The 25,722-nt window shown below is 59.2% G+C and carries 25 protein-coding genes; 14 read left to right on the top strand and 11 right to left on the bottom strand.

What is annotated here, in order from left to right; all coding sequences use genetic code 11:
- Nucleotides 1-39: 39 nt before the first annotated feature.
- From PSH76_RS16315 to PSH76_RS16280, 8 genes are all read left to right on the top strand, one after another.
- Nucleotides 40-705, top strand: coding sequence for a response regulator transcription factor (locus PSH76_RS16315; RefSeq protein WP_003190442.1), 666 nt, complete (start codon nucleotides 40-42; stop codon nucleotides 703-705).
- 29 nt (nucleotides 706-734) lie between these two features.
- Nucleotides 735-2,207: a transporter substrate-binding domain-containing protein gene (locus tag PSH76_RS16310; RefSeq protein ID WP_305492587.1), complete on the top strand. Its 1,473-nt coding sequence runs from the start codon at nucleotides 735-737 to the stop codon at nucleotides 2,205-2,207.
- A gap of 140 nt (nucleotides 2,208-2,347) precedes the next feature.
- The gene (locus PSH76_RS16305) at nucleotides 2,348-3,094 is read left to right on the top strand and encodes a response regulator (protein WP_305494471.1); all 747 of its coding nucleotides are present in this window, start codon (nucleotides 2,348-2,350) and stop codon (nucleotides 3,092-3,094) included.
- The gene (locus tag PSH76_RS16300; RefSeq protein WP_305492586.1) at nucleotides 3,091-5,433 is read left to right on the top strand and encodes a transporter substrate-binding domain-containing protein; all 2,343 of its coding nucleotides are present in this window, start codon (nucleotides 3,091-3,093) and stop codon (nucleotides 5,431-5,433) included. Before PSH76_RS16305 ends, PSH76_RS16300 begins: the two co-directional genes overlap by 4 nt.
- A 923-nt stretch (nucleotides 5,434-6,356) precedes the next feature.
- The gene (locus PSH76_RS16295) at nucleotides 6,357-6,905 is read left to right on the top strand and encodes a fimbrial protein (RefSeq protein WP_003190448.1); all 549 of its coding nucleotides are present in this window, start codon (nucleotides 6,357-6,359) and stop codon (nucleotides 6,903-6,905) included.
- A 71-nt stretch (nucleotides 6,906-6,976) separates the two neighbouring features.
- Nucleotides 6,977-7,723, top strand: coding sequence for a molecular chaperone (locus PSH76_RS16290; RefSeq protein ID WP_032892349.1), 747 nt, complete (start codon nucleotides 6,977-6,979; stop codon nucleotides 7,721-7,723).
- An 87-nt stretch (nucleotides 7,724-7,810) separates the two neighbouring features.
- The gene (locus PSH76_RS16285) at nucleotides 7,811-10,354 is read left to right on the top strand and encodes a fimbria/pilus outer membrane usher protein (RefSeq protein ID WP_310674202.1); all 2,544 of its coding nucleotides are present in this window, start codon (nucleotides 7,811-7,813) and stop codon (nucleotides 10,352-10,354) included.
- On the top strand, nucleotides 10,351-11,475 hold the full coding sequence (locus PSH76_RS16280) for a fimbrial protein (RefSeq protein WP_305492585.1): 1,125 nt from the start codon (nucleotides 10,351-10,353) through the stop codon (nucleotides 11,473-11,475). The genes PSH76_RS16285 and PSH76_RS16280 overlap by 4 nt, the downstream gene beginning before the upstream one ends.
- Before the next feature lie 68 nt (nucleotides 11,476-11,543).
- On the opposite strand, the gene PSH76_RS16275 is transcribed toward PSH76_RS16280, so the two are convergent.
- On the bottom strand, nucleotides 11,544-11,726 hold the full coding sequence (locus tag PSH76_RS16275) for a general stress protein (RefSeq protein WP_003190457.1): 183 nt from the start codon (nucleotides 11,724-11,726) through the stop codon (nucleotides 11,544-11,546).
- A 320-nt stretch (nucleotides 11,727-12,046) separates the two neighbouring features.
- Here PSH76_RS16275 and PSH76_RS16270 point away from each other — a divergent pair, with 320 nt between their 5' ends.
- The 3 genes from PSH76_RS16270 (at nucleotide 12,047) to PSH76_RS16260 (ending at nucleotide 15,034) form a co-directional block, all read left to right on the top strand.
- Nucleotides 12,047-12,277 (top strand): hypothetical protein, encoded by a 231-nt coding sequence (locus tag PSH76_RS16270; RefSeq protein WP_032892347.1) that lies wholly within the window; start codon nucleotides 12,047-12,049, stop codon nucleotides 12,275-12,277.
- 165 nt (nucleotides 12,278-12,442) lie between these two features.
- On the top strand, nucleotides 12,443-13,327 hold the full coding sequence (locus PSH76_RS16265; RefSeq protein WP_098951993.1) for a manganese catalase family protein: 885 nt from the start codon (nucleotides 12,443-12,445) through the stop codon (nucleotides 13,325-13,327).
- Nucleotides 13,328-13,483: 156 nt separating this feature from the next.
- Nucleotides 13,484-15,034 (top strand): histidine kinase famiy protein, encoded by a 1,551-nt coding sequence (locus PSH76_RS16260; RefSeq protein WP_305494470.1) that lies wholly within the window; start codon nucleotides 13,484-13,486, stop codon nucleotides 15,032-15,034.
- A gap of 126 nt (nucleotides 15,035-15,160) precedes the next feature.
- Here the strand turns inward: PSH76_RS16260 and cyoE are convergent, their stop codons facing one another.
- Genes cyoE through cyoA form a run of 5 tightly spaced genes read right to left on the bottom strand, consistent with a single transcriptional unit; the run spans nucleotide 15,161 to nucleotide 19,872 of the window.
- The gene (cyoE, locus tag PSH76_RS16255) at nucleotides 15,161-16,057 is read right to left on the bottom strand and encodes a heme o synthase (protein ID WP_305492584.1); all 897 of its coding nucleotides are present in this window, start codon (nucleotides 16,055-16,057) and stop codon (nucleotides 15,161-15,163) included.
- Nucleotides 16,015-16,353, bottom strand: a complete 339-nt coding sequence (gene cyoD / locus PSH76_RS16250; RefSeq protein ID WP_098951989.1) for a cytochrome o ubiquinol oxidase subunit IV — start codon at nucleotides 16,351-16,353, stop codon at nucleotides 16,015-16,017. The genes cyoE and cyoD overlap by 43 nt, the downstream gene beginning before the upstream one ends.
- Before the next feature lies 1 nt (nucleotide 16,354).
- On the bottom strand, nucleotides 16,355-16,969 hold the full coding sequence (gene cyoC / locus PSH76_RS16245; protein WP_020303216.1) for a cytochrome o ubiquinol oxidase subunit III: 615 nt from the start codon (nucleotides 16,967-16,969) through the stop codon (nucleotides 16,355-16,357).
- Nucleotides 16,970-16,972: 3 nt separating this feature from the next.
- Nucleotides 16,973-18,946, bottom strand: coding sequence for a cytochrome o ubiquinol oxidase subunit I (gene cyoB, locus PSH76_RS16240; protein ID WP_125969834.1), 1,974 nt, complete (start codon nucleotides 18,944-18,946; stop codon nucleotides 16,973-16,975).
- 2 nt (nucleotides 18,947-18,948) lie between these two features.
- Nucleotides 18,949-19,872 (bottom strand): ubiquinol oxidase subunit II, encoded by a 924-nt coding sequence (cyoA, locus tag PSH76_RS16235; protein WP_370874583.1) that lies wholly within the window; start codon nucleotides 19,870-19,872, stop codon nucleotides 18,949-18,951.
- Nucleotides 19,873-20,271: 399 nt separating this feature from the next.
- Between cyoA and PSH76_RS16230 the strand changes: the two genes are divergently transcribed.
- Both PSH76_RS16230 and PSH76_RS16225 read left to right on the top strand, forming a co-directional pair.
- The gene (locus PSH76_RS16230) at nucleotides 20,272-20,586 is read left to right on the top strand and encodes a hypothetical protein (protein ID WP_032892341.1); all 315 of its coding nucleotides are present in this window, start codon (nucleotides 20,272-20,274) and stop codon (nucleotides 20,584-20,586) included.
- A gap of 764 nt (nucleotides 20,587-21,350) precedes the next feature.
- A complete protein-coding gene (locus tag PSH76_RS16225; RefSeq protein ID WP_003190473.1) occupies nucleotides 21,351-21,620 on the top strand; it encodes a DUF6555 family protein in 270 nt (89 codons plus the stop codon).
- A gap of 55 nt (nucleotides 21,621-21,675) precedes the next feature.
- On the opposite strand, the gene PSH76_RS16220 is transcribed toward PSH76_RS16225, so the two are convergent.
- From PSH76_RS16220 to PSH76_RS16205, 4 genes are all read right to left on the bottom strand, one after another.
- Nucleotides 21,676-21,885, bottom strand: coding sequence for a hypothetical protein (locus PSH76_RS16220; protein ID WP_069558526.1), 210 nt, complete (start codon nucleotides 21,883-21,885; stop codon nucleotides 21,676-21,678).
- Nucleotides 21,886-22,105: 220 nt separating this feature from the next.
- Nucleotides 22,106-22,657, bottom strand: a complete 552-nt coding sequence (locus tag PSH76_RS16215; protein WP_019821492.1) for an ATP-dependent Clp protease proteolytic subunit — start codon at nucleotides 22,655-22,657, stop codon at nucleotides 22,106-22,108.
- Nucleotides 22,658-22,710: 53 nt separating this feature from the next.
- Nucleotides 22,711-23,061: a general stress protein gene (locus tag PSH76_RS16210; protein ID WP_019821493.1), complete on the bottom strand. Its 351-nt coding sequence runs from the start codon at nucleotides 23,059-23,061 to the stop codon at nucleotides 22,711-22,713.
- A 327-nt stretch (nucleotides 23,062-23,388) separates the two neighbouring features.
- Nucleotides 23,389-23,565 (bottom strand): general stress protein, encoded by a 177-nt coding sequence (locus PSH76_RS16205; protein WP_003190478.1) that lies wholly within the window; start codon nucleotides 23,563-23,565, stop codon nucleotides 23,389-23,391.
- A gap of 418 nt (nucleotides 23,566-23,983) precedes the next feature.
- Here PSH76_RS16205 and PSH76_RS16200 point away from each other — a divergent pair, with 418 nt between their 5' ends.
- On the top strand, nucleotides 23,984-25,519 hold the full coding sequence (locus PSH76_RS16200; protein ID WP_098951981.1) for a sensor domain-containing diguanylate cyclase: 1,536 nt from the start codon (nucleotides 23,984-23,986) through the stop codon (nucleotides 25,517-25,519).
- Here the strand turns inward: PSH76_RS16200 and PSH76_RS16195 are convergent.
- Nucleotides 25,494-25,694, bottom strand: a complete 201-nt coding sequence (locus PSH76_RS16195) for a hypothetical protein (RefSeq protein ID WP_034134996.1) — start codon at nucleotides 25,692-25,694, stop codon at nucleotides 25,494-25,496. The two genes, PSH76_RS16200 and PSH76_RS16195, sit on opposite strands and share 26 nt — an antisense overlap.
- Between the last annotated feature and the right edge of the window lie 28 nt (nucleotides 25,695-25,722).

The following is a 25,722-nucleotide window of genomic DNA, read 5'->3' as shown; positions in this document are numbered from 1 at the left end:
ACCGCGCCACCTAAGCGGGGCCAAGTGGGTTCGAATACGATGAAACCTGTACGCATTGCTCTATTGGACGACCACGCTGTTGTTCGGCATGGGCTCGCCAACACCTTGGCGGCCGAGGCCAACTTTGACGTGGTTGGCATTTATGAAAAAAGCCGCGACTTGCTCGCCGGCCTGGTCAGCGCTCCGGCTGACCTGCTGCTGCTGGATTTCTCCCTGAGCCCCGACGAGATGGATGGCGTATCGCTGATCCGCGCCTTGCGGGTCAAGTTTCCCAGTTGTCAGATCCTGGTGTTGTCCGCCCATCATGACCCGGCTACCGTGGCTCTTGCCATGCGGGTCGGTGCCCGTGGCTTTGTTGGCAAGGGCGAGGACATGACGCAAGTGGTCAAGGCCATTCGCAAGGTGGTCTCCGGCGCGGTGTACCTGAGCACCGACATGACGTATCGCCTGGCGGAAACCGTCACCAGCGAGACGCGCAAAGACCCCAGCGAAGCCTCGGATGCCCTGGTCCAGGCCGAGCTGACCAGCCGTGAGCAGGAGGTGATCCGCTGCTATCTGGCGGGCATGACCGTGAGTGAAATCGCAGAAAAATTCAATCGCAGCATCAAGACCATCAGCACCCAGAAAACCTCAGCGTTTCGCAAATTGGGGGTCACCTCGAACAATGAACTGTTCAAGCTCAATAAAATCATCGGCTCACCATGAGGCGATGGCGACCGGGTGCCCTCTTATTCATGTTGCTGATGCTGGATGCCGCGCTTGCCTGTGCGGCGCCGGTTGAGCTGACGGAGCAGGAGCGGCTGTGGATAGCGCAGCATCCGGTCCTTCGAGTGGGGGTGATGGAAAACCTGGTCCCCTTCGAGTACATGAGTAATGGCGTGCTGCAAGGGCGGCCGGTGCAGTACCTGCAATATGTGCGCGATGCCACGGGGCTTGAATTCACCTATGTGCCGGTCAAGACCCGGGCTGCACGTGAGCGCATGCTGTTGGATGGCCAGGTAGACCTGCTGTCTTCGCACTTTCGCTTTCGTGACGAGCCGCCTATCGAGGATCTTACCGCGCTGGTCTACGACACTACCGTGCCGATCATCGTGACCCGTGTCGACGACGCCGATATTTTTGACCTTGACCAGCTACAAGATAAAATCGTCGTGATCCCCGATGTGGAGTATTACGAGCAGTTGCTCAGAAAAAGGGCACCCCGAGCCACTCTGATCAAAAGCCCCCAGGCCTTGGTCATGCTGAACACCCTCCGGGACGGTGGTGCCGATGCAGTCGTGGCCTCCGAAGCCTTCTTGATGCCCTATTTGTATCGACAGTTTCAGGGCGTGCTGGAAATTTCTGGCGTGGTGGGCAGTAGCATGTTGGATGTGAACATGGCGGTGCGCACCGATAACGCCATGCTGGCCTCGATCATTGGCAAAGCCCTAGGCTCGATCAGCCCCTCACAACAGAATGCGATGTACGAGCATTGGTACCGGGACCTGGAGGTAGATGCGCCGACCCTGTGGGACATCGCCAGCCATTACTTGCACCTTTTGATCCTGGGCATGTTGGCGTTGATTGGCTTGTGTGTGCTGGTCTATCGCGGTTACCGCCAGCAGCGGCAGGCCGAGCGGAACGAGCAGGAAAAAACCATGTTCCTGGCGGTGATGGGTCACGAAATACGCTCGCCAATGAACGCCGTGCTGGCGGCCATGGAGCTGCTGTGGCACACCCGACTCAATGACCAGCAGCGCCACTTCGCGCACTTGGCCAACAGCGGCGCCAATATGCTGGTGCGCTTGCTCGATGATGTGCTGCACCGGCCGGATTCAGGGGCCAAGGCGTTACGCCTGACACTTGAGGCGACGGATGTCATCGCGCTGGTGCATGGCGTAGTGGGCTTGCATCGCCTGCGTGCCGGGGAAAAGCACTTGAGTCTGAATGTGAGCGTGCAGACACCCCTGCCGTCGTTGTGGCTTGACCGTTCGCGGCTGACGCAGGTGTTTCATAACCTGTTGTCCAACGCCATCAAGTTCACCGATACCGGCGCTGTTGACATCACCCTGCGCCTGGAAGACTTGCTGGACGGTAAGCATCAGTTGCAGGTTGAAGTCCGCGACACCGGCATCGGTATGGGCGAAGCGGTGCAGGCCTCTTTGTTCCGGCCTTATGCCCAGCGAGTCAGTCCTACAAGCGTGCGGGAGGCAGCGGCCTGGGGCTGATGATATGTCGGCAATTGGTCGATTTGATGCAAGGCTCGCTGACCCTGCGCAGCGAGCCGGGAGTGGGGACGTGTATCAACCTGTACTTGCCCGCAACCCTTGCCCCTGAGGCCGCTGAACCGACGCGAGCCCCAGCCCCAATGCCTTTGCATGTCACCGGTGGTTTGCAGCTGCTGGTGGTGGAAGACACCCTGGCCAACCAGGAAGTGCTGCGGGCGCAAATCAGCGGGTTTGGTTGTGTGCCAGTGATTGCCGCCGATGCGGCCCAGGCCCGCGTGCGGTTCGCTGAGCGCGCTTACGCGTTGGTGCTGATGGACTGCGACTTGCCGGATCAGGACGGCTACAGCCTAGTCTGCGAACTGCGGGCGCTCGAACAGCAATGGGGGCGAGCGCGCTGCCCGATCATTGCCATTTCCGCCTTGACCGGCGAGCAGCACCTTCAACGCTGCCTGGCGGCGGGCATGGATGGGGCGTTGAGCAAGCCCATACGCTTGGGGCAGTTGAGTGACGTGATCGAGCAGTGGTGCGGCGTCACGTTGGCGGCCCCGCGCGCCAGCTTAATGGCCCCGAGACTTGATCAGGCCGCGATCAACCGTGAGATGGCGGCCGACCTGGGGAGCCTGCTCAGGGCGATGGCGCTCTGTGATCGCCCTTCGGCCATCCATGTTGCCCATCGGTTACACGGCGCGGCACTGATCATCGAATGGCCGGCCCTGGCCCAGGCGGCCGCGCACCTGGAGAACCTGTTGCGGGCAGAGGAGGGCTGGGGCAACCCGGTTTACGTGCACACGCTTCAGGCGTTGGTTCAGCACTGGCGTGCCGTGAGCGAGGAGACCCCGCTGGACATGCTGGCCATGGTCGCGCCGCCGCCGATGACGCAACCATGAGGGTTGCACGGTTGCGCCTGCTGCTGGGGTGGTTGCTGCTGGCAAGCGCGGGCCTGGCCGATGCGCAGGCCGACCCGCCGTCGATGACCTTGACCCAGCAAGAGCGTGACTGGATCGCCGCCAACCCCGTGCTGCGTGTCGGTGTGTTCGACAACCTGCTGCCCTTCGAGTACATCAGCGACGGCCAGTTGCGTGGATTATCGGCCAAGTACCTGGGGCTGATTGCGGCGCGTACCGGCCTGCATTTCCAGTCGGTGGTCACCGGCAATCGTAGCGCCCGCAAGGACATGCTGATCAGCGGCGAGGTGGATATCTTGCCCACCCGGCGCCGCGATGACGATCCGGTCAAGGACCTGGGCATGCGCTATACGACGCCCTACAACACCAGTTCCACCATCCTCGTCAGCCGCTTTGGCCAACAGCCATTCGTGGACCTGGAACAACTTGCCGGCAAACGCTTGGTGATGTTGGGGCGCGAGGGGTATCAGGCGTTTTTGCAGCAGAAAGTCCCCGGCATAACGGTGATCTCCGGCCAGAACGCTGTCGACATCATGGCGATGGTCAAGGACGGTCGCGCAGATGCGGCCATCGCTTCCGAGTGGTTACTGATCCCCTATCTGTCCCGGCAATACCAGGGGGTGTTGCAGGTATCCGGGGTGGTGCCGCAATTGCATACCGGCGTGAGCATGGCGGTGCGTGACAGCGACGAGATCCTGTTGTCGATCCTGGAAAAGGTACTGGGGTCCATCAGCAGCGATGAGCGCAAAGCGATCTATGACGCCTGGTTCGATGACATGAACCTGGACATTCCGACGATCAAGGACATCGCCGAGCATTTCCAGGGTGAGTTGTGGCTGTTGCTGTCGGTGGTGCTGCTGTTGATCGCGTTCGCCTGGCAAAGCCGTCGTCAGCGCCGCCAGGCCGTGCAGAGCGAGCGGGAAAAGGCGATGTTTTTGGCGGTGGTCAGCCATGAAGTGCGTTCGCCGATGAACGCGGTGCTGGCGGCTATCGAGTTGTTGGAGCACACACCGCTGGACGAACAGCAGCGCCACTTCACTCAATTGGCCAACGGCGGCGCCAATACCTTACTGCGGCTGGTGGATGACGTGCTGGACATTTCCAGGATGGAGGCCGGGCAACTGACCCTGACCCTGGAGCCTGTGGACCTCGGGGCCTTGGTCCAGCAGGTGGTGGAGGAGTATCGCGCCGGCGCCGAAGAAAAAGGCCTGTTGCTGACATTGAGTGGTGAACGCCCCAGCGGCCCCTTGATGCTGGAGGGCATGCGCTTGAGTCAGGTGCTGCGCAACCTGATCTCCAATGCGGTCAAGTTCACTGAGGTAGGCGGGGTGGAGGTGCAGCTCAAGGTGGTTGAATGGCCAGAGGTTCCTGTGCCGCACGTGCTGATCCGCATCATCGACAGCGGCATTGGCTTGTCACAGCAGGCGCAGGCCAGCCTGTTTCGGCCCTATGCACGGGCCAAGCACTCTTACAAACGTACCGGTGGTAGCGGGCTTGGCCTGGTGATTTGCCGTCGCCTCGTGAGGCTGATGTCGGGTGAGCTGACCCTCAACAGCACCCAAGGCGTGGGTACTGAGGTTGAAGTCAAACTGTCTGTCGAGTGGGCCAAGACCCTGGATATACCCCAGGCTGAAGCGGCGCAGGCCCAAGTGGAGGGTAACGGTGTACACGTGTTGGTGGTGCAGGCGCCTGTGACCGGCCAACAGACACTGCCTGCACACCTGCAAGCGCTGGGTTGTAGGGTGTTGCTGGCGGTTGATGGCGCCCAAGGGTTGACGCTATTCAATGTGCGACGGGTCGATATGGTATTGATCGATTGCGACTTGCCAAACAGTGAAATCGAGCCGCTGGCGGGCGCCTTTCGTGAGTTGGAGCAGGTGTTGCAGCGTGCCCATTGTCCGCTTGTAGCTGTCGCGGGCTTCAGCGATAACGAGCACCTTGAGCGTTGTTTTGATGCGGGGCTCGACGGGGTGCTGGTCAAGCCGGTTACACCGGCCAAGTTGCAGCAGATGATCGAGCTTTGGTGTGACATGCCGCAAGGTCCGCTGCCGGCAATGCCCAAGGAAGAGTCAGAGGAGGAGTCGCATATCCTGCGCACGGCCTTCAACGACTTGATCGAGGCACTGGCCTTGCGCGAGCGAAGCCAAGCGTTGCAGGCAGTTCAGCGTCTGCACGAGGCGGCGCTGGGGCTGGAGCGGGACGACTTGGTGGGCACTGTCGAAAGCCTGGAACGGCTATTGCGCGATGAGCGTGACTGGCCCGCGCAGCAGATTGCCGAGCGTCTCAGCGTGCTGCTTGGTCAAAGGCCTGCGCCAGCATAGCCTCGTTGCTGTACCCGCTCGTTCTCACAGGTGGGGCTTGCCTTAATGCCGTTCAGTTAAGCGTATATCGCCCTCTGTAGGAGCGAGCTTGCTCGCGAAAAACGTCAACGATAATGTGTGCTTCCTGAATGAACGCGGCGCCTGTGAGTTTTTCGCGAGCAAGCTCGCTCCTACAAAATGCCTTAACTGAACGGCATTAGAGCTTGCCTGCGATAGCGATGGGTATCTATACAACTCTGTAGCGCTCAATGGTAACCACGATGCGAAGCGAGCTGTTCAGGCGGCCCCCAAATCACTGGCGGATTACGGGCACACCGAGCCTAAGCGAGGTGCCGAGTGGTGGGGCAAGAGCGTTTTGCTTACTTTTGCGCTGTTCAAAAGGGAGCCGCCGTCAGGGCGGAACCCTAGGTGGCCGTTACCGCAGGAACGGATATGTACCCAATCCAACTGTGTTGACTGTCAGGTCGCCTTCGCGAGCAAGCCCGCTCCCACAGTTGGATCGCGGGGCGCCAGGTAAATAAGCGTCGGCTGTCAGGCCGCCACGGGTCCAGCCTAACCTCGAAGTTGTGTAGATGCTTAGGCTGCGATAACGGTGGGTCAATCAACATCTGATGATCAGAATAACGATGACCCATTATATAAGCTGGATTTAAATATACCGTTCAGGCGCGCTTTTAGGACCACTCCTATAGACGCTTTGTCTGTTGGCTTATTAAAGCCAGCCCACTATGGTGGGGGGCTTTGTTTGTTGCTTTTAATCGCCTGTTTATAAGGTAATTTGCCCGGGTTATTTGTTTTTCAGAGCACTCCTATTTTGAAAATTAAGTGCGCTGCTTACACTTCACTTCGCAACAACGCAGAAGTGTTTCCCGTCCAGGGAACTTCAAAACTTAATCAAGTCTATCGTGCTCTCGGAGTTACTCATGAATTACAAAGCTCGCGCCCTCGCTGTACTGGTCGCTGCCACCGTCTCTTCTGCTGCCATGGCTTCGGACGGCAAAATTGATTTCAACGGTGAGCTGAAAGCCGAAACCTGCCAAGTGGCCGTCAATGGTGCAGCAGCTTCCGGCGCGACCACCGTCACCTTGCCAACCATCTCCACCGCTTCCTTGGCTTCCGCCGGGCAAGTAGCTGGCCAGACCGGTTTCAACATCGAACTGAGCAAGTGCTCTGCTGCGATCAAAACCGCGGCGGCGTTCTTTGAGTCGGGCGGTGGCGTGGATCCGGCCAGCGGTAATGTGAAGAACATCAGCGGTTCAGCCACCAAGGTCCAACTGCAGTTGGTGGATGCCACCAATGGCAACGCGATCAAGGCCGGCAACACGTCTCAGGTTACCTCCACCAGCCGCGTAACTGTTGACCCAACTGCCCTGACCGCTGTGCTGCCGTACGCCGTTCAGTACTACGCCCAGTCGGCTACCACGCCGGGCACCGTTGTGGGCTCCGTGACTTACTCCATCAATTATCAGTAAGTCGCAGGCTTTGGACACACGCCCTGCTCGGTATTGAAGGGCGTGCATCCAGACGGTAAAGGGATTGCTCTATGTCGTGCACACGTGCATTCAAACCACTGCTGCTGATCGGCCTGGCCACACTGATGTGTTCCCATGCATTCGCTGCAGTGGTGATTACCGGTACGCGCCTGGTCTATCCGGCGGACCAGAAAGAAATCACCGTAAAACTGAACAATAACGGCACGTTGCCCGCACTGGTCCAATCATGGATCGACACCGGCAGCGTCGAATCGACACCCACCAGCTCCAAGGCGCCGTTCCTGCTGTCGCCCCCGGTGGCGCGCATTGACCCGACCAAGGGCCAAAGCTTGCGAGTGCTCTTTACCGGCGCGCCTTTGGCGCAGGACAAAGAGTCGGTGTTCTGGCTCAACGTTCTCGAAATCCCGCCCAAACCCGAGGCGGGTGCAGACCTCAACACGCTGCAAATGGCTTTCCGTTCGCGCATCAAGCTGTTCTATCGCCCGGTCGGCTTGCCTGGAAATCCCAATGAGGCGGTTGAGCAGGTGCAGTGGCAATTGGTTACGGCACGCGATGGCCAAGGCCTGGCGCTGAAGGCGTACAACCCGTCGGCGTTCCACGTCTCGCTGATCGAGTTGGACCTGGTGGCGGGTAACCAACGCTATCGCAGTGAGGACGGCATGGTCGGCCCTGGGGAAACCCGGCAGTTCGCGCTGCCCACGCTCAAGGCCATGCCGTCGAGCCAGGCACAAGTGGAGTTCAGCGCCATCAACGATTACGGCGCGTTGGTCCCGACCCGCAACACGCTGCAGCCCTGATCCATTCCTGACGTTTTTACCCGCGAGTCATCTATGTCGACCTTTTCTTGCTCCAGGCTTTTTCTGCGGGCGCGGCCTCGCTTCGCCTTGAATCCGCTCACTGCCCTGATCCTCAAGGCATTGGCCATTGCTCCAGGCGTGTGGAGCATGCAAGGCGCGTTGGCGCAAGAAGTGCAGTTCAATGACGCCTTCCTGCCCGAAGACTCGCGCAATCTTGACCTGAGTGCCTACCAGGCCGGCAACCCGGTGATGCCCGGTCAATACCGAGCCGACATCATCCTCAACGGGCAACTGAACAACCGGCAGGATATTCGCATTGACGCCCAGGCCGACGGCAGCAAGCCGGTGGTGTGTATGAACCGTGGCTTGCTTGAGCGCCAGGGTGTGCAAATGGCCAGCCTTACGCCCGAGGCCAGCACGATGCTCGACAGTCAGGCGTGCCCGGCAGTGTGGCAGGTAATCCCTGGCGCTACCGCGAACTTCTCCCCAGAGAACCAGGCGCTGGACCTGAGCATTCCCCAGGTGGCGCTCAAGCGTAATGCGCGGGGTTACGTCAGCCCGCAGTTGTGGGACCGTGGCGTGACGGCCGCCATGCTCAGCTACAACTTCAACGCCAATCGTAACCGCACCCGCAGTGGCAACTCCGATTCGGCGTTCATGGGCCTCAACGCGGGCCTGAACCTGGGGGACTGGCGCCTGCGCCACAACGCGTCCATGAGCTGGCAGTCACGTTTGGGCAGCCGGTATCAGGCTCTGGACACATACGCTCAGCGTGATATCACCGCGTTGAAAAGCCAACTGACGGTGGGTGAGTCCAACACCACCGGCGAGATCTTCGACACCTTGTCCTACCGTGGCGTGCAACTGTCCACTGACGACCGCATGCTGCCTGATTCGATGCGCGGGTATGCGCCGGTCATCCGGGGTATTGCCCGCACCAATGCGCGGGTAACCATTCGCCAGGCCGGCAATATCTTGCTGGAAACCACCGTGGCGCCCGGCGCGTTTGTGATCGATGACCTGTACTCCACCGGCTATGGTGGCGACCTCAGCGTGAGCGTGGCCGAAGCCGACGGCACTGAGCAGAACTTTATCGTGCCCTACGCCTCGGTCAGCCAGTTGCTACGCCCCGGCACCTCGCGGTTCAGCCTCACCGCGGGTGAAACCCGCAACAACTTCGTCGACGATCAGGCGCGCCTGCTGCAAGGGACTGTGCAGTACGGCTTGAACAATACCTTCACCGGTTTTGCCGGTCTGCAATCGAGCGATGACTACACGGCGGTGCTCACCGGCCTGGCGTTCGGCACACCCATCGGTGCGATGGCCGTGGACATCACGCACGCCCAGACCGACCTGGCCGGCGGCGCTGCCAAGGGCCAGAGCATGCGGGTGTCGTACAGCAAGAATGTGCTCAGTACCGGCAGTAACTTCTCGCTGGCGGCCTATCGGTTTTCCACTCAGGACTACCTGGATTTCAGCAACGCCATCCAACTGCTGGATGCCGAGAAAAATGGCTGGGATTCGAGCATGTTCGGTCGCCCGCGCAGTCGTTTTTCGGTGACCGCCGACCAGAACCTTGGGGCTTGGGGGCAAGTCTCTATCAGCGGTTACGCGCAAAACTACTGGAATCAGCCGGGCAGTGATGTGCAGTACCAGTTCAGCTACAGCAAGCAGTTCAACCGCGTCAGCTTCAGTGTGAATGCCAACCGCAGCCGCATGGGGCTGGGCGACATGGAGAACAGCTTTTTGCTGACCATGAGCATGCCCCTGGATTTCGGCGCGTCGGGTAACACTCCGCAAATAACCGCGCAGGTGGGCCGCGATACCCAAGGCAATTACAGTGAGCAGGCCGGTATCAGCGGCACCGCCGGCCAAGACCGTCAATATGGCTATAGCGCCAATTTCGGCCATGACGGCGCCAACCACAGCAAGAGCGCCGCGCTTAACGGTCAGTACACGGGTGGGCGAGCCATGCTCAGTGCGGCACTGGGGCGTGGCGATGGCTATACCAGCGCCTCGATGGGCGCCAGCGGCACCGTGGTGGCCCACGCCGAGGGTGTGACCATGACGCCGTACCGCGGCGAAACCATGGCGGTGGTCAGTGCGCCGGGTGCCGCGGGCGCCAAGGTTTCGGGGTACCCCGGCCTGACGCTCGACAGTCGCGGCAATGCCGTGGTGCCGTACCTGCGGCCTTATGAGCTGAACGAGGTGGCCATCGACCCGATTGGCAGTTCGCTGGATGTCGAACTCAACGAGACCAGCCAACAAGTCGCCCCACGCGCTGGTGCCGTGGTGCATCTTAAATACACCACTAATCAGGGCCGTGCGGTGCTGCTCAATGTGCGCCTGGACGATGGCAGCAGCTTGCCATTTGGCGCAGGCGTGACCGACGGCGAAGGCGCCTCGGTGGGGATGGTCGGGCAGGGCGGTCTGCTCTATGCCCGGATCAAGCCAGAAACCCGCCAGTTGTTGATCAACTGGGGCAGCAAGACCCATCAACAGTGTGCCCTGATGATTCCTCCCGGCCCCGGCGAGGGCCAGCAATTGCAGCAGGTGGACGCTATTTGCGCCGCCGGCAAACAGGTCGCGGGCAGCACGCCGCCCAACAACATGCAAAAGGTACCGTTATGAACATGGGCGCTTTGATCAAACCCAGCCTAGCGCTGGCGGCACTTTGGGCGATGGCCGATACGGCCATGGCAGTGACCTGTACATATAACAACGGTATCCAGGCCGCAGTGGGCAACATGCCATTGCAGGTCTCGGCGATTACCGTCGGACGTGATGTGCCGGTGGGCGCCGAAGTCTATCGACAGCGCTTCAGCATGGCCTTGGGCCAGGCACCCGAGCTGGACTGCCGGTTTGCTCCGTTTCAACAGTGGACCGAGTTGACGGTCGAGGCGACTTCTGGCTTAGCCAATTGGTCCAGCGGCCCCTATGCCAACAAGGTCTACAGAACCCGAATTCCAGGGCTGGGGGTGGTTATCAATAGTCTCGGCGGCGTGCTGCCCAGGCAAACCAACAAATCCTGGACTGCCTGCACATCGGGCTCTCGCTGCCTGATTCCGTTTGATGGACCTTCGAACTTCGAATTGATACTGATCAAACTAGGGGAAGTAACGCCAGGTGTATTGGCGGGCAGCTCATTGCCGGTCGTGAGCCTGTTTGGCAACTTCGGCGATGCCAGGATGCAGGGTTTCAGGATGGGCATCTCCGGCAGTATCCAGATTGTCTCGCGCACCTGCAGTACGCCGGATGTTTCAGTGCCGATGGGGACGCACTTGACCAATAAGTTCACCGGGCTTAACAGCGCCACAGGGTGGACAGATTTTTCCATCAACTTGAATGATTGCCCGGCGTTCCATGGCACCTATTCCACCACCGGACCTGGCTGGCTTTCGCAAAGTGGTAATTCACCCACCGGCGTTGGCTCCGGCGGAACCCTAGCGGGTAACACCCTGCAATTTCGCATCGACTCCTCGCGCCCGGCGATCAATGCCAGTACGGGCGTGCTGAGCATTGATCCCACAGGCACAGGTAATTCGCCTGCCGCAAGCGGAGTCGGCATCCAAGTAGCGACACTAGACAGTACCCCGGTACCCCTGGGGATGAATCGGGCCAGCGGTATTAACCCACTGTCCTTCGAGTCCAGCTACAACATCCGCTTGCGTGCCCGTTATCTGCAAACCGCCAACCGAGTCACGCCAGGCTCGGCCAATGCGTCGGCGACGTTTACGATTATTTATCAGTGATGAATATGTCACTTATGTTCTGTGCGTTTGGTTTGAAGGGGCAGCCAGGCTGCCCCTCCCACCGTTACTCAAGAACCCGACTTCCGACCGCCGCCATGGCTGTGCTGCCCACCTTTACGGCCGGCTTCCGAGGCTTTTTCACGGTCGTTGGCGAAGTTGCCGCCCGACGCCTGGCCGCCTTTTTTACCGGCTTCGGAGGCTTTTTCGCGATCATTGGCAAAGTTGCCCGGGTTTTTATTACCTGTAGTCATGATAGTTCTCCAATCGCTAAGTTAGCGTTTCGTTAGTTGGCCGTTTCGCAACGGACACTTATTCCGATATTGGCTTTTTGGGAAATGTTTTACCGATTTTTCTAACCGGCGACGAACGGTGATTTCGCTGAAAAAGTTATACAGGAACTTGGTTGATGCGCCGCTTCGTATAACTTTTATTGCCGGTCAGCGCTTCGGTATTAATAAGATCGAAACTGCCGGCTTAGTTTAGGGTCCTGCCATTCGTCTTTTTCGTCGCACTCCAAAAAAAGGCGTCGTTCCAACGAGGTTCCTAACCTGTGAACGGGAGCATTTCAGCCATGAAGCCCAACCCATCCAACCCACAGTACCGGCCGCTTGAGCAACCAGACGCACCCAATGAAGACGGTTGCGTGATTGGCACTGCCGGGCGCGACGAAGACCCCAACGCGACCACCGATTGGGACCATCCCGACAGCGCCGCGACACCCGCTGACGCCAGCATCAAACCCGCCAGCGGTACGCCCGGCATCGACGTCGTGCCCGAGTCGGAAAACCACGGTGCCGATTGAGAGAGCTGCGCTACAAGCGCCGTTTCGCTTGGCCTGCAGCGTATTACCGCTGGTCGTGAGGCGCCGGTTTATTTTGAAATTTTCCATGCGCAGGCCACTTCCCATGCAAGGTAGGCGCGCATTCCAGCAGGGCGCCTTTTTCCGTAAGCCTGAGGAGATTTGTTCATGTTTCTACATAACAAGCGACTTCAATACACCGTGCGTGTCGCCGAGCCCAACCCGGGCCTGGCCAACCTTTTGCTCGAGCAGTTTGGCGGCGCTCAAGGTGAGTTGGCCGCCGCGTCCCGTTACTTCACCCAAGCCTTGGCGGAAGACGACCCGGGGCGCAAAGATTTGCTGATGGACATCGCCACCGAAGAACTCAGCCATCTGGAGATCGTCGGCTCCATCATCGTCATGCTCAACAAGGGCGCCAAGGGGCGGATGGCCGAAGGCGTGGAAGAGGAGGGCGAGTTGTATCGTGCCCTCAATGGCGCCGGCAATGACTCGCACATCACCAGCCTGCTGTACGGGGCGGGCTCGCCGCTGACCAACTCTGCTGGTGTGCCGTGGACTGCCGCCTACATTGACACCATCGGTGAACCCACCGCAGACATGCGTTCGAACATCGCCGCCGAAGCCCGGGCCAAAATCGTCTATGAGCGGCTGATGAACGTCACCGATGACCCGGGAGTAAAAGATGCGCTGGGGTTTTTGATGACGCGGGAAATCGCTCACCAGATATCCTTCGAAAAAGCGCTGCATGCCATTCAACCGAATTTCCCCCAAGGCAAGTTGCCGGGCAAGCCGGAGTTCACGCAGGTGTACTTCAACATGTCCCAAGGTGCGGAAAACCTGCGCGGGCCCTGGAACCAGGGTGATGGTTGGGAGTTCGTGGAAAACCCACAACCGGCAGTCGATGGCGGTGACGGCACCGCCAGCGTGCAGTTGGACGCCGACGAGGAAGCGGCGCTGAGCGCGATGAAGATCCGCACGCTCTCGGACCCCACCAGCGACCCCACCACCGGCGCTGACCTGGGCAGGGGGCTGCAGCCAAAACCTGAGCCATGACCCAGGCTGTACGGTCGCGCGGCGCCCAATCACGGGCGCCGCGCCCTTTGATGGCACTGCGCAGCATTTTCACGGTCCATGGAACACATACCACGTATCTGGAGGTGAACCTTGGCGACAAAGAAGAAGCCTGTGGTCGAGGGTATGGAATTGGCGATGCTGTCTGCCAGCCGCAAAGACCTGTTCTTTGCGGCCATGCAAGCCAGCCACAGCGCAATGATCGTGACCGACCCCGCCGAGCCGGATAACCCGATCATCTTTGCCAACCAGGCGTTCCTGACCCTGACAGGCTTTGAACTGGACGAAGTGATTGGCCGCAATTGCCGGTTCCTGCAGGGGCCCCAAACCGACAAAAACGCGCTGCACCAGGTGCAACGCGCAGTTGAGCGGCACCATGAGGCCTGTGTCGAGGTGCTCAATTACCGCAAGGACGGCTCGACCTTCTGGAACGAGCTGTTCATTTCGCCGTTGTTCAACGAACGTGGGCAACTGGTGTATTTTTTCGCCTCGCAGCTGGACGTGAGCCGGCGCCACGACGCTGAGCAGCGCGTGCGTCGCGCACAAGATTTGGAAGCGCTGGGGCAACTGACCGGTGGCATCGCCCATGACTTCAATAACCTGCTGCAAGTGATGATGGGTTATCTCGACTTGATCCAGCAGAGCGCCAAGCGCCCCGGCAGCGATCCGCAGCGCATCGTCAACAGTGCCAGCCGTGCAAGGGCGGCGGCGGAAAAAGCGCAAACCCTGACTCAGCAGTTGCTGGCGTTTTCGCGCAAGCAACGGCTCGACAGCCGGGTGATCAACTTGAACAGCTTGCTCGGCCGCCCGGACTTCATGGCCCGTGCGCTGCGGGGCGTCGCGTTGCAGGTGGAGCTTGCCGACGAGCTGTGGAATTGCCGCATCGACCCGGTCCAGGCGGAGCTGGCGGTGCAGCATCTGTTGTCGAACGCCCAAGATGCTTTGCACGGGCGTGCTGATCCGTCGGTCACCGTCAAGACCTGCAACGTCCAAGTGCCCGGCGATATCGATGCCGAGCGTGAGGGGTTGGCCGAGGGCTGTTACGTGAGCATTTCGGTCTCGGATAACGGCAACGGCATCGACGCAGGTATTCAGGACAAAGTCATGCAACCGTTTTTCACCACCAAGGAAGAAGGCCAGGGCTCGGGCCTGGGGTTGTCGATGGTGTACGGCTTCGTCAAGCAATCGGGCGGCACGGCGCGGATTCATTCCGACCCGGGTATCGGTACGACGATACGCTTGTACTTTCCGGCCGATGACAGCCAGCTGTGGGTTGAGCAGACACCCACGGCCACCTCACCGCAAGGTAGCGAGCGCATCCTGATCGTGGAAGACCGGCCCGAGGTGGCTGAGTTGGCGCAAGTGATCCTGTCTGACTACGGTTACCACACGGCCATCGCCCACAACGCCGCCGAGGCTTTGGGCATGCTCAAGCAGGCGACGTATGACCTGGTGTTCAGTGACTTGATCATGCCCGGTGCGATGAATGGCGCAGCGTTGGCGCGGGAGGTGTCGCGCTTGTATCCGCACATCAGGATCCTGCTGACCACCGGCTATGCGAAAGACGCGCTGGCCCGCGCGGATATACAGGTGCATGAGTTCGAGTTGATTCCCAAGCCGTATCAGCCTGCTGATTTGCCGCGCAAAATCCGGGCGGTACTCGATGCCAGACAGCCGACGACGATATGACCTTCTGTAGGAGCGAGCTTGCTCGCGAAAAACTCACAGGCGCCGCGTTTATTCAGGCAACCCGCGTTATCGTTGACGTTTTTCGCGAGCAAGCTCGCTCCTACAGGGAGGGCGTCGCCCGCAGAGCTACCTCAGCACCGCCAACGCCAGATCAAGCGCCAGCACCAGCACAATCGAAAACCCGAATAGCCTGCGCGCCCAGCCGGTCGGGTCAGCGAGGCGTGTACCGCTGGCCGCGAGGGTTAGCCAATAACCCCCCAGCCCTAGCATCACCACAAAATACAACGCCGCCATCTGCGCCACCGCGCCCAGCATCAGAGCGCAGGCGAGGAAGGCCAGCATGTACGCCTGTATCTGCCGATGGGCTTGGGCCAGGCTCAGCAGCGGCAGGCCTGCGGCGCGGAAATCCTCGCGGCGCATCACGGTGATGGCGTGTGAGTGCGGCATCTGCCAACAGCAGAACACCATAATCAGCAGCAACGCCGTGAGGTCAAACCGCCCGGTGACCGCGCAATAGCCGATCACCGGCGGCATCGCCCCGGAGACGCTGCCGATCAAGGTGGCCCAGTGGGAGCGCCGCTTGAGCCAGTAGGTGTAGACCCCCGCATAGATCACCAGCCCGACCATCGCCAGCATGCACGCCAACGCATTGCTGCCGGCCCACAACAAGCCAAAACCGCAGGCGCCCAGGACGATCCCATAGCCTGCGGCAGTGGACACCCTGATGGTTCGCAGTGCCAATGGCCGATGACAGGTGCGCACCATGCGCCGGTCGATGTCGCGGTCAATGCAGTTGTTGATGACACACCCGCACCCGATCACCAGGGCCGTGCCGAGCAGGGTGGCCAGCCCGTGCGTCACCGAGGCCACATGCCCGCTGGCGGCGAGCAGGTAACCGCCCAGCACCGAGGCGAGGTTACCGACAATAATGCCCGGCTTGGTGAGTTCGATGGCGGTATTGAACAGCCCTCGCCAGTGTTTCAGTGCGCCAGCATGTTGTGATGAATACTGTCCATGATCCATAACGAAAGCCCCACCAACAGAAGAATGATGACCACCGAGAAAATCAGCGCAATCAGGTTCCAGCGTTGTTCTTCGGCCGTGTCCAGGTGCAGGAAGAACTTGAGGTGGACCACGATTTGTATCGCGCCCAGCGCCACCACCAGCCACGCGGTGAAGGTGCGCGGCAGTGACGGGAACATCACCAGGCCGAACGGGATCAGGGTGAGCAGGACCGACACCAGGAACCCCACTAGGTAGGAGCGGCTGCTGCCATGACTCGTACCGGCACTGCTGTGAAGCGAGCTTTGCTTGTACATGTCACACCACCCCCAACAGATAGACCACGGTAAAGACGCAGATCCACACCACGTCCAAAAAGTGCCAAAACAGGCTCAGGCAACTGAGCCGGGTGGCGTTGGTGCTGGTCAGGCCGCGTTGCTTGACCTGGACCATCAGTACCGCCATCCAGATCAGCCCGGTTAACACGTGCGCGCCGTGGGTGCCGACGAGGGTGAAGAAAGCGGTCAGGAAGGCACTGCGGTCCGGCCCGTAGCCCTCTGCGATCAAGTGGTGGAATTCGTTGATCTCCATGGCGATAAAGCCCGCGCCCAGTACGAACGTGAGCCCCAGCCAGCGCAACACATCGCGTTGCTTGCCGTGGTTCATGGCGAGCATGGCGTAACCGTAGGTGATACTGCTCAACAGCAGCAGCATGGTTTCGGCCAGCACATAGGGCAGTTCGAAAATATCCATGCTCGACGGCCCGCCCGCCACGCTGTCGCGCAACACGGCGTAGCCGGCAAACAAGGTCGCGAACAGGATGCAGTCGGTCATCAGGTAGATCCAGAACCCGAACAGGCTCAGGGAACCGGCGTCTTCATGCCCTTGTTCGTGGGTGTGGGCGATGTCTTTTTCCATAACGATATTGGACATGGGTCAAGCCTCTGCCAGGTCTTTGAGACGTGCCGTTTCGATTCGCGCGACTTCCTGCGCGGGCACGAAGTAATCGGTGTCTTCGTCATAGCTGCGCACCACGAACGCCACCACCGAGGCCACCAGGCCGAACGCCGCCATCCACCAGATGTGCCACACCAGCGCAAAGCTGCAGACCAGCGCAAACAGGCTGATCACCAGGCCCGACGCGGTATTGCGCGGCATATGGATGCTGCGATAGTCGGTGTGGCTGAGGGTGCTGACGCCGCGCTCCTTCATGCCCCAGTACGCGTCCAGGTCATTGACCTTGGGCTGCTCGGCGAAGTTGTACAGCGGCGGCGGGGACGCGGTGGCCCATTCCAGGGTGCGCCCGTCCCATGGGTCGCCGGTGAGGTCGCGGTATTGATGACGGTTGCGGATGCTCACCAACAGCTGCAGGGCCTGCGTCGCCACACCGCAGAGGATGATTGCCACCCCCACCAACTCCAGCAGCAGCCAGGGCCGCCACTCCGGGTTGTCGAAATGATTGAGGCGGCGCGTCATGCCCATGAAGCCCAGCACGTAGGAGGGCATGAACGCGAAGTAAAAGCCCACCAGCCAGCACCAGAAGGCGATGCGCCCCAGCTTGTCGTTCAAGCGGAAACCGAACGCCTTGGGGAACCAATACGTCAGGCCGGCCATGTAGCCGAACACCGCGCCGCCGATGATCACGTTGTGAAAGTGCGCGATCAGGAACAGGCTGTTGTGCAGCAGGAAGTCGGCGCCCGGCACCGCCAGCAGCACCCCGGTCATGCCGCCGATGCTGAAGGTCACGATAAAGCCCAGGGTCCATAGCATGGGCGTTTCGAAACGCACGCGGCCGCGGTACATGGTGAACAACCAGGTGAAGATTTTCACCCCGGTGGGCACCGCGATGATCATCGTCATGATGCCGAAAAACGCGTTGACGTTGCCCCCCGCGCCCATGGTGAAAAAGTGATGCAGCCACACGATGAACGACAACACGGTGATCGCAATGGTCGCCCACACCAGTGACACGTAGCCGAACAACCGCTTGCTGCTGAAGGTGGCTGCGATCTCGGAAAACACCCCGAACGCCGGCAGGATCAAGATGTACACCTCAGGATGCCCCCAGGCCCAGATGAGGTTCACATACATCATCGGGTTGCCGCCGGCCTCGTTGGTAAAGAAATGCATGCCCAGGTAACGGTCCAGGGTCAGCATCAGCAGGGTGGCGGTGAGGATCGGGAATGCCGCCAGAATCAGCACCGAGGTGCACAGCGCATTCCAGGTGAACACCGGCATCTTGAACAGCGTCATGCCTTCGGTGCGCATCTTCAGGATGGTGACGAAGAAATTCACCCCCGTGAGCAGCGTGCCGATGCCGGATATCTGCAATGACCAGATGTAGTAATCCACGCCGACGCCGGGGCTGTACCCCAGCTCGGATAACGGCGGATAAGCCACCCAACCGGTGCGCGCGAACTCACCCACCCCCAGCGAAATGTTCACCAGCGCCGCACCCACCACGAACAGCCAGAAACTCAGGGCGTTGAGAAACGGATAGGCCACATCGCGAGCGCCGATCTGCAACGGCACGACGATGTTCATCAAGCCGACCACGAAGGGCATGGCCATGAAGAAGATCATGATCACACCGTGGGCAGTGAATATCTGGTCGTAATGTTCCGGCGGCAGGTAACCCGGCCCGCCGCTGGCGGCCATGGCTTGCTGGGTGCGCATCATGATCGCATCGGAGAACCCGCGCAGCAGCATCACAAGCGCGACGATGATGTACATGCAACCGATCTTCTTGTGGTCCACCGAGGTGAACCACTCGCGCCATAAATAGCCCCACTTGCGTTTCCAGGTGATCGAGCCCACCAGCGCCACCCCGATCAGGCCGACGACGGCCAGGGTGTACATCACAATGGGTTCAGTGGTTGGGATCGCGTCCCACGACAGTTTTCCGAACATGGTTACCGCTCCTCAGCCAGCAGACTTGGGTGTTGATCGGTGCGTTGTGCAGCGTCGCTCAAGGGCGAGCGCCGGGGTTTATTGGCCTTGTTCATGCCTTCGTATTTATCGACGATGTCCAGGAACAGGCGCTCCTGTACCGCCGAGTAATAGGTCACGGGGTGCTTGAGGGTGGGCTTGGCCAATTGCGCGTAGGTGCTGTGGTCCAGAGGCGTGGCCGCGCCCTTGACCTTTGTCACCCAGGTCTGGAAGTCGGCAGCGCTCAGGGACAGCGTGGTGAAATGCATGTCGGAAAAACCGGGGCCGTTGTAGTTGGCGGCAATCCCTCTGAATTCACCGGTCTCGTTGGCGATCAGGTGCAGCTTGGTCTGCATGCCGGCCATGGCGTAGATCTGCCCGCCGAGAGCTGGAATAAAGAACGAGGTCATGGCCGCGTCGGAGGTGACGGTGAAACTCACCGGCGTGTGCACCGGCAGGGCCAGCTCGTTGACGCTGGCGATGCCCAGGTCAGGGTAGATAAACAGCCACTTCCAGTCGGTGGCCACCACCTGCACATTGATGGGCGGGGTGTCTGACTCCAGCGGGCGATACGGATCGAGTGCGTGGGTGGTCTCCCAGGTCACCCATCCCAGGACGATGATGATCAGCAGGGGAACGCCCCACACCACCGCCTCGATTTTGTGCGAGCTGGCCCAGCGGGGGGAGTAGCGGGCTTTTTTATTGGTGGCGCGGTAGCGGTAGGCGAAGACGAACATCATCACGATCACCGGGACGACCACCAGCAGCATCAGGCCGGTGGCGAGAATGATCAGGTCGCGCTCATCGGTTGCTACTTGCCCCTTGGGGTTGAAAACCACCAGGTTGCAACTGGTGAGTAAGAAGAGGCTGGTGATAGTGACCAGGCAATAACCCATCGCTCGTTTCATGCCTTGCTCCTGTGTTGGAAACTTGCGTTTTGCTGTGCCGAATCTGTGCCCGCGCGTTAACTAAGCGAAGCGCTTATTAACACCAGGAGCCATCAGGTGATAAACATTCGGCAATAAGATGCCGTCAGTAGATAAAGTGCGTCTACTGCCCGGTTCTATTGGCTTTTGCTGCCGCTCTGCGGGGCGCATTTCGCCGCGCTCCCGAACATTTTGAATAGAGCCCTGTGGGTTGGTTTAACAATTTGTTTCCTCGCCTGACGAACGGTTTAACAGGCGAAGCGGTAAAGGGTTTTTATCGGAGCATGATGGAGGTGGCCTTGGAAAAAAAGTCTGAATTCTGGTGAACAAGTTCAGTCGTTAGTTGATGGCCAACCCCACTAATGGTTTTGGAGAAGAGCTATGTTTATCCGTGGCAAAACCTATGAAGCCTGGGCCGCCAAGGCGCTCGACGAAGAGTGCTTTACCCAGGAGGTTGAAAACGGCTGCCATATCGAAGTCAGGGCCCGGGAGCGGGAAGATGGCGATATTGAAGTGCTGCTGTGCGTCTACACCGCGACGGGGCAATGCGTGGTTGAACGTACCAGGCAATTGCCGGGTGCCGAATGGACGGTGCGCGATGCGCTCAAGCGCGGCATTGATCAGGCGGAACGGATTGCTGGTGGTGAGTCCGGTCGACTGCCCTGTGCTGATGCTCACTTGCACGACGACGATTGAAGTTCGCGGCCGACAGTCGAGGCCTAAATGAGGCCCCGCGCTGCAAATGTGGGAGCTGGCTTGCTCGCGAAGGCGGCCTTACAGCCGACGCCTATCTACCTGACGCCCGCAATTTAATGTGGGAGCTGGCTTGCCTGCGATGGCGGCCTAACAGTCAACACAGTTGGATTGTGTACATATCCATTGCTGCGGTAACGGCCACTTAGGGTTCCGCCTGACGGCGGGTCACTTTGGAAAAGAGCCCCAAAGTAACCAAAGGGCTCTTGCCCCACCACTCGGCACCTCGCCTAGGCTCGGTGTGCCCGAACGCAGGCTTGAATCCGTGGGCCGCCGCCACGCGCCATCCATGGCGCGGGGCGGCTAACCCGGCGTCCTGCCGGGTTACCCACGAATTCAAGCCTGCGTTCGGCCAGCGTGGTTTAACGGGGCGCTTCAGATCAAAAGCAAGATCAAGAGCGGCTCGCTTCGCATCGTGGTTACCGTCGGTCGCTACGTCGCGGGAGCAAGCTCCCTCGCCACAGGGTGTAGCGCCGCCGCAAATAAAAAAGCCCGCACGGAGTGCGGGCAAGACAGGAGTTTTTACCAAGAGCCTGGAGTGAGCAGACTCACTATTAAGAAACAAAAGAAGCATGAACCGTTTTATTTTTTTAATGCGAGGCCGACGAACGGTAGTGCAACGGCAAGTGCATGTTTGTCGTCACTCAAACATTAAAAATTCTGAACCTTCGTTCTGAGCAAATAACAAAAAATCAGAAGGAGAGGTTATGAAAAATTCTTTATATGTCATCGAATACGAATACCACCACGAGCCTAAGTCTTTCATTATAAGAGCGGAGGTAATGAATAATGCAGAGGCCTGGCATTGGGCCTGTTGCGATGCAGGTATAGGCATTATTCCTAGATCGCGTAATGAAAAGATCAAGCGCATCAGTAAGCCGCTGGCCGAACGCTACGGTCTTGAGAATGTAAGGTGGCGTCCGTCTGGGAGTATTCCCTTTATTGCGAAACCTTATGTGCCACCGCCACCCGAATGAATGTGTTTTTGATAGATGATGTGCATTCGGGTAGCGTTAGGAGCGAGGCAAGTGCCTACTGTTTTTTGCGTCGCTCCTGCAACATGCACAATTTTTGCACGCTGCGTTGCAGCGCCTCTTTCATGATGTCGGCTGCATACTGTTGCTTGCACGCCGGGCACAGCATGTCTGACGCTGGCGACATCAGGTAGTCCGGGTCATCCAGGGTTGATTCGTAAGGTTGTTTGCAATGCAGGCAACGTCGGTTCGCTTGTAGATGCGTCACATCGATTCCTCCCTGAATGGAACGGCCACTCTCAATTAAGAAGTGGGCGTTTTCAACTGCTAAAAAGGAAGAATTCAAACAAGCGCTTAGTTGATGTTTTATTGCCAGTATTTTGTGGTGATAGCTGGGTAGTTGCGGGCGCGTGCGCCCGCTCGGTTCGGGGGTTGAGGTTTTTGCCGTTCTGCTGCGTACTTTTTGTGCAGTTTTTGCCTGATACGCCCTAGGAATGAATGAAGCTGCTCACGAATTCCGCCTTGATTACCGGAAGTTCGATCCCATGGATCAAGCCGGCGGTGAGCGCTTGTTGCGGGTCGAGAATGCGTGGCGCGGCGATCAAGTATTTTTCGGTCTCCAGTTTTTCGACGGCATCGGCGGTGCGCTCGGCCACGATGCGTGCATACAACTGCAAGTCGTAATCCAGACTCATCGCGTATTCAGACATGCGCGAGTGGTCAACCGCGCCTTGCACATGCCAATGAAAGGGGTGGAACAGAAATTTACTGTGCTTGCAGGCGGTCCTGCGCTCGCCGGCCAGGAAGATGATATTGCCCATGGATTCCACGGTGCCGAGGTTATGGGTATGCACCGGAATCGGCAGGGACAATAAAAAGTTGTACATCGTAAAGCCGTAGCTGCATTCACCGCCCATGGTGGCGATATTCAGTACCAGGCCCTGGGCATCTTGTTGTACGGCCAACGAGGCTTTTTCGATCAGTTGGCTGCACGTGGAGGCGGTGACCGGTGCGGTGAAGTTGATAATGTGTAAAGGCATGGTGTCCCTCATCAATGAAAGCAGGGGAGCATGGCTCCCCTGCATCAAGCACATCAGCTTTTGCGCCCGCCGCCGTGGCTGTGTTCGCCACCTTTACGCCCGGCTTCGGAAGCTTTTTCGCGGTCGTTGGCGAAATTGCCGCCACTGTTCTGGCCACCTTTGCTGCCGGCCTCGGCGGCGCGTTCGGGGTCATTCTTGAAATTGCCCCCGCTGTTCTGGCCGCCTTTGCTGCCGGCTTCAGCAGCGCGTTCGGGATCGTTCTTGAAGTTCCCGCCACTGTTTTGGCCACCTTTGCTGCCGATCTCCTGGTAGAACTCTTTGTCATGGGACGCAGAAGTGGCTTCGCCGCCTTTTTTACCGGCTTCGCTGACGCTCATGTTGCCTTGCTTGTCTTGAGTAGTCATGTTCAGTTACCTCGTCGTTATGTCGGTAATGTAACGTTCACTTTGATTGTGCTGGAAACTTGCACTCAGGGCGTGCGTTAAGGTGCACGGTTACAAGTGCCTCTCACACAAGGGTGGCGTTTTAGATGCACTGATCGTCGCTTCAGCTTGTTCAGCAAGTTGCTGATGTTCGTAACACGCGGACGTATTAGAACGTAGGCCGGTTCTTGCTTTAGTTTGCACTTCTACAATCGGCCTGCGAGATAACTCGCCGCGCTGATTATCAATTGACGCACGCATGATGAATGCCCTTTGTTAACAAACGGAACAGCGGTACTGGCCGCTTCGTCAGGACTTACGTCCACCACCATGGCTGTTCTGGCCGCCTTTACGCCCGGCTTCCGAGGCTTTTTCGCGGTCGTTGGCGAAGTTGCCGCCAGAGGCCTGCCCACCTTTCTTACCCGCCTGCGATGCTTTTTCGCGATCATTGGCAAAGTTTCCAGGGTTTTTATTGCTCGTCGTCATAACAATACTCCCAGTTTTGAAATGTCGTTTCGCTAGTTGCCCATTTATGCAACGGACATCTTTTCTGATAAGGGCAGGTGCGCAGATGTTTTGAAATTTTTTTAAAAGGGCGATGAACGGTAGAGGGGCAGGCGAAACTTGTACAAGTAGGCCCCCATAGTGCCGCTTCGTATAAGTTTTGCTGCCTCGATTGATATTGAATTAGTGGCGACCTTAACGGTTCGTTTAGCATTCAATACGCTGCTTGATAGTGGTCATTAAAGCCGCTTGCTCCTCTGGCCGGCGCTCAGCCGCACACTCTGTTGCTGCAGCCTGCACGGACTGCTTGTATGCTGGCACTCTGGAACCGGTTGCCCCTGTGAGTACCGACGTTCGAATGATGGCTGGAATGGAAACCGGACTTCCTTAAGGTGCTGACGTGAAGCGTGATACCCGTCTTGTGATGCTGTTGCTGTTGGTGATCGGCTGTTCCCTGACTTCGTTGACGATTTGGAAAGTCCTGTCTTCCCGCGACCGTGCGCTGGCGGAAGTGGATGTGCATGGCTTGAACCTGACGCAGGCGCTTACCACCTATACCGAAGGCATCGTGCGGCAAAGCTCGTTGTTGTTGCTGGGGCTGGTTGAGCGTTTGGAAACCGAAGGCAGTGGCCCGGTGCAAATCCAGCGAATCAGTACGCTGATCAACCGCCAGCAGCCGCTGATGCCGCAGCTCAGCGGCATCACCATTTATGATCATCAGGGCCGGTGGTTGCTGTCTTCCAATCGCGCGATCCCGGAGGGCGCCAATAGCAGTGATCGGGCCTATTTCATCCACCATCGCGACGATCCGAGCGCTGAACCTTTTATTGGCCCGCCGATTCAGAGCCGTGCCAACCATGAATGGGTGGTGACCATCAGCCGCCGTTTCAACGACGCGGCGGGCAACTTCGCCGGCGTGGTCGCTGTGACCCTGGGAGTGGAAAACTTTCTGCGGGTATTCGGCAAACTCGATGTAGGCCAGGAGGGTGCCATCGGCCTGTCCTACGCCGACGGCACGTTGCTGGTGCGCTACCCCTTCCGCGAGCAGGACATGGGCCGCAACTTTTCCTCCTCGCCTATTTATTCCAAGTACCTGGTCGACCAACCGGTGGGTACCGCAGCCTATACCTCCAGCCTGGACGGGGTAGAGCGGCTCTATGCCTTTCGCAAAAGCGAAACCCTGCCGCTGATCACCACCGTCGCGTTGGGCAAGCACGAAGCCCTCGCGGCGTGGCGCATCGAGGCGGCGCTGTCAGCGGTCGTGGTGGCGGGGCTGTTGGGGCTGACAGGTCTGATCGGCTGGTTCCTGATCTTGGATATTCGCAGGCGTACGGCGGCGGAAGAGGCGTTACGCGTCGCCCAGCAGCAGTTGCTCGACTCCAATCGGCAGTTGGCACTCTTGGCGAAGAAGGACGCGCTGACCGGCCTGGCCAACCGCCGCTGTTTTGATGAAACGCTGGCCGTGGAAGCGCGTCGGGCGCAGCGCGAAGGTACGTCGCTGGCATTGCTGATGCTCGATATCGACCATTTCAAACGCTTTAACGATGCCTTTGGTCACGTCGCGGGAGATGCGTGCTTGCAGGCGGTCAGCACGTTGTTGGAAACGTGCGTGCGGCGCCCGTCGGACCTGGTGGCGCGCTATGGCGGAGAAGAAATGGCGATCATCCTGCCCGCGACTGACAACGCAGGGGCTGCGGTGGTCGCGCAACGCATTCTTTCGCGTCTGCAGCAGGAGAACATCACACACCCAGGCAGCCCCTTCGGGCACGTGAGTGTGAGTATCGGTATCGCGACGAGCGTGGGCTCACGGCTGGAGCCGGTGTTGGGTCTGGTGGAGGCTGCGGATACAGCGCTTTACGGCGCGAAAGCGGCGGGGCGCAATGGGTTCAACGTGCACCCCGCGGACCGACTCACATCCCCAGCGTCGGGATCATGAGTTCCCCGCACTCCATCAGTTGGCCAGCGGTGACTTGCAGCTGCGGGGTGGGTTTTGCCGCATAGCCTGCGATAAAGCCCGCACTTAGCAGTGCGAGGCAGAGGACGGCTTTTTTCACAAGCATGCGCAGGGTCTCGATCGGTTCAAAAGGGTGAACCACAGATTGCCCATTCAAGAAAAGGTTCCTGCCCGCGCAGAAGGCT

The organism is Pseudomonas sp. FP215, assembly GCF_030687795.1.
GTDB lineage: Bacteria > Pseudomonadota > Gammaproteobacteria > Pseudomonadales > Pseudomonadaceae > Aquipseudomonas > Aquipseudomonas salmasensis.
Note: the sequence above shows the minus strand (reverse complement) of the source record. Positions and strands in the feature narration are given on the sequence as shown.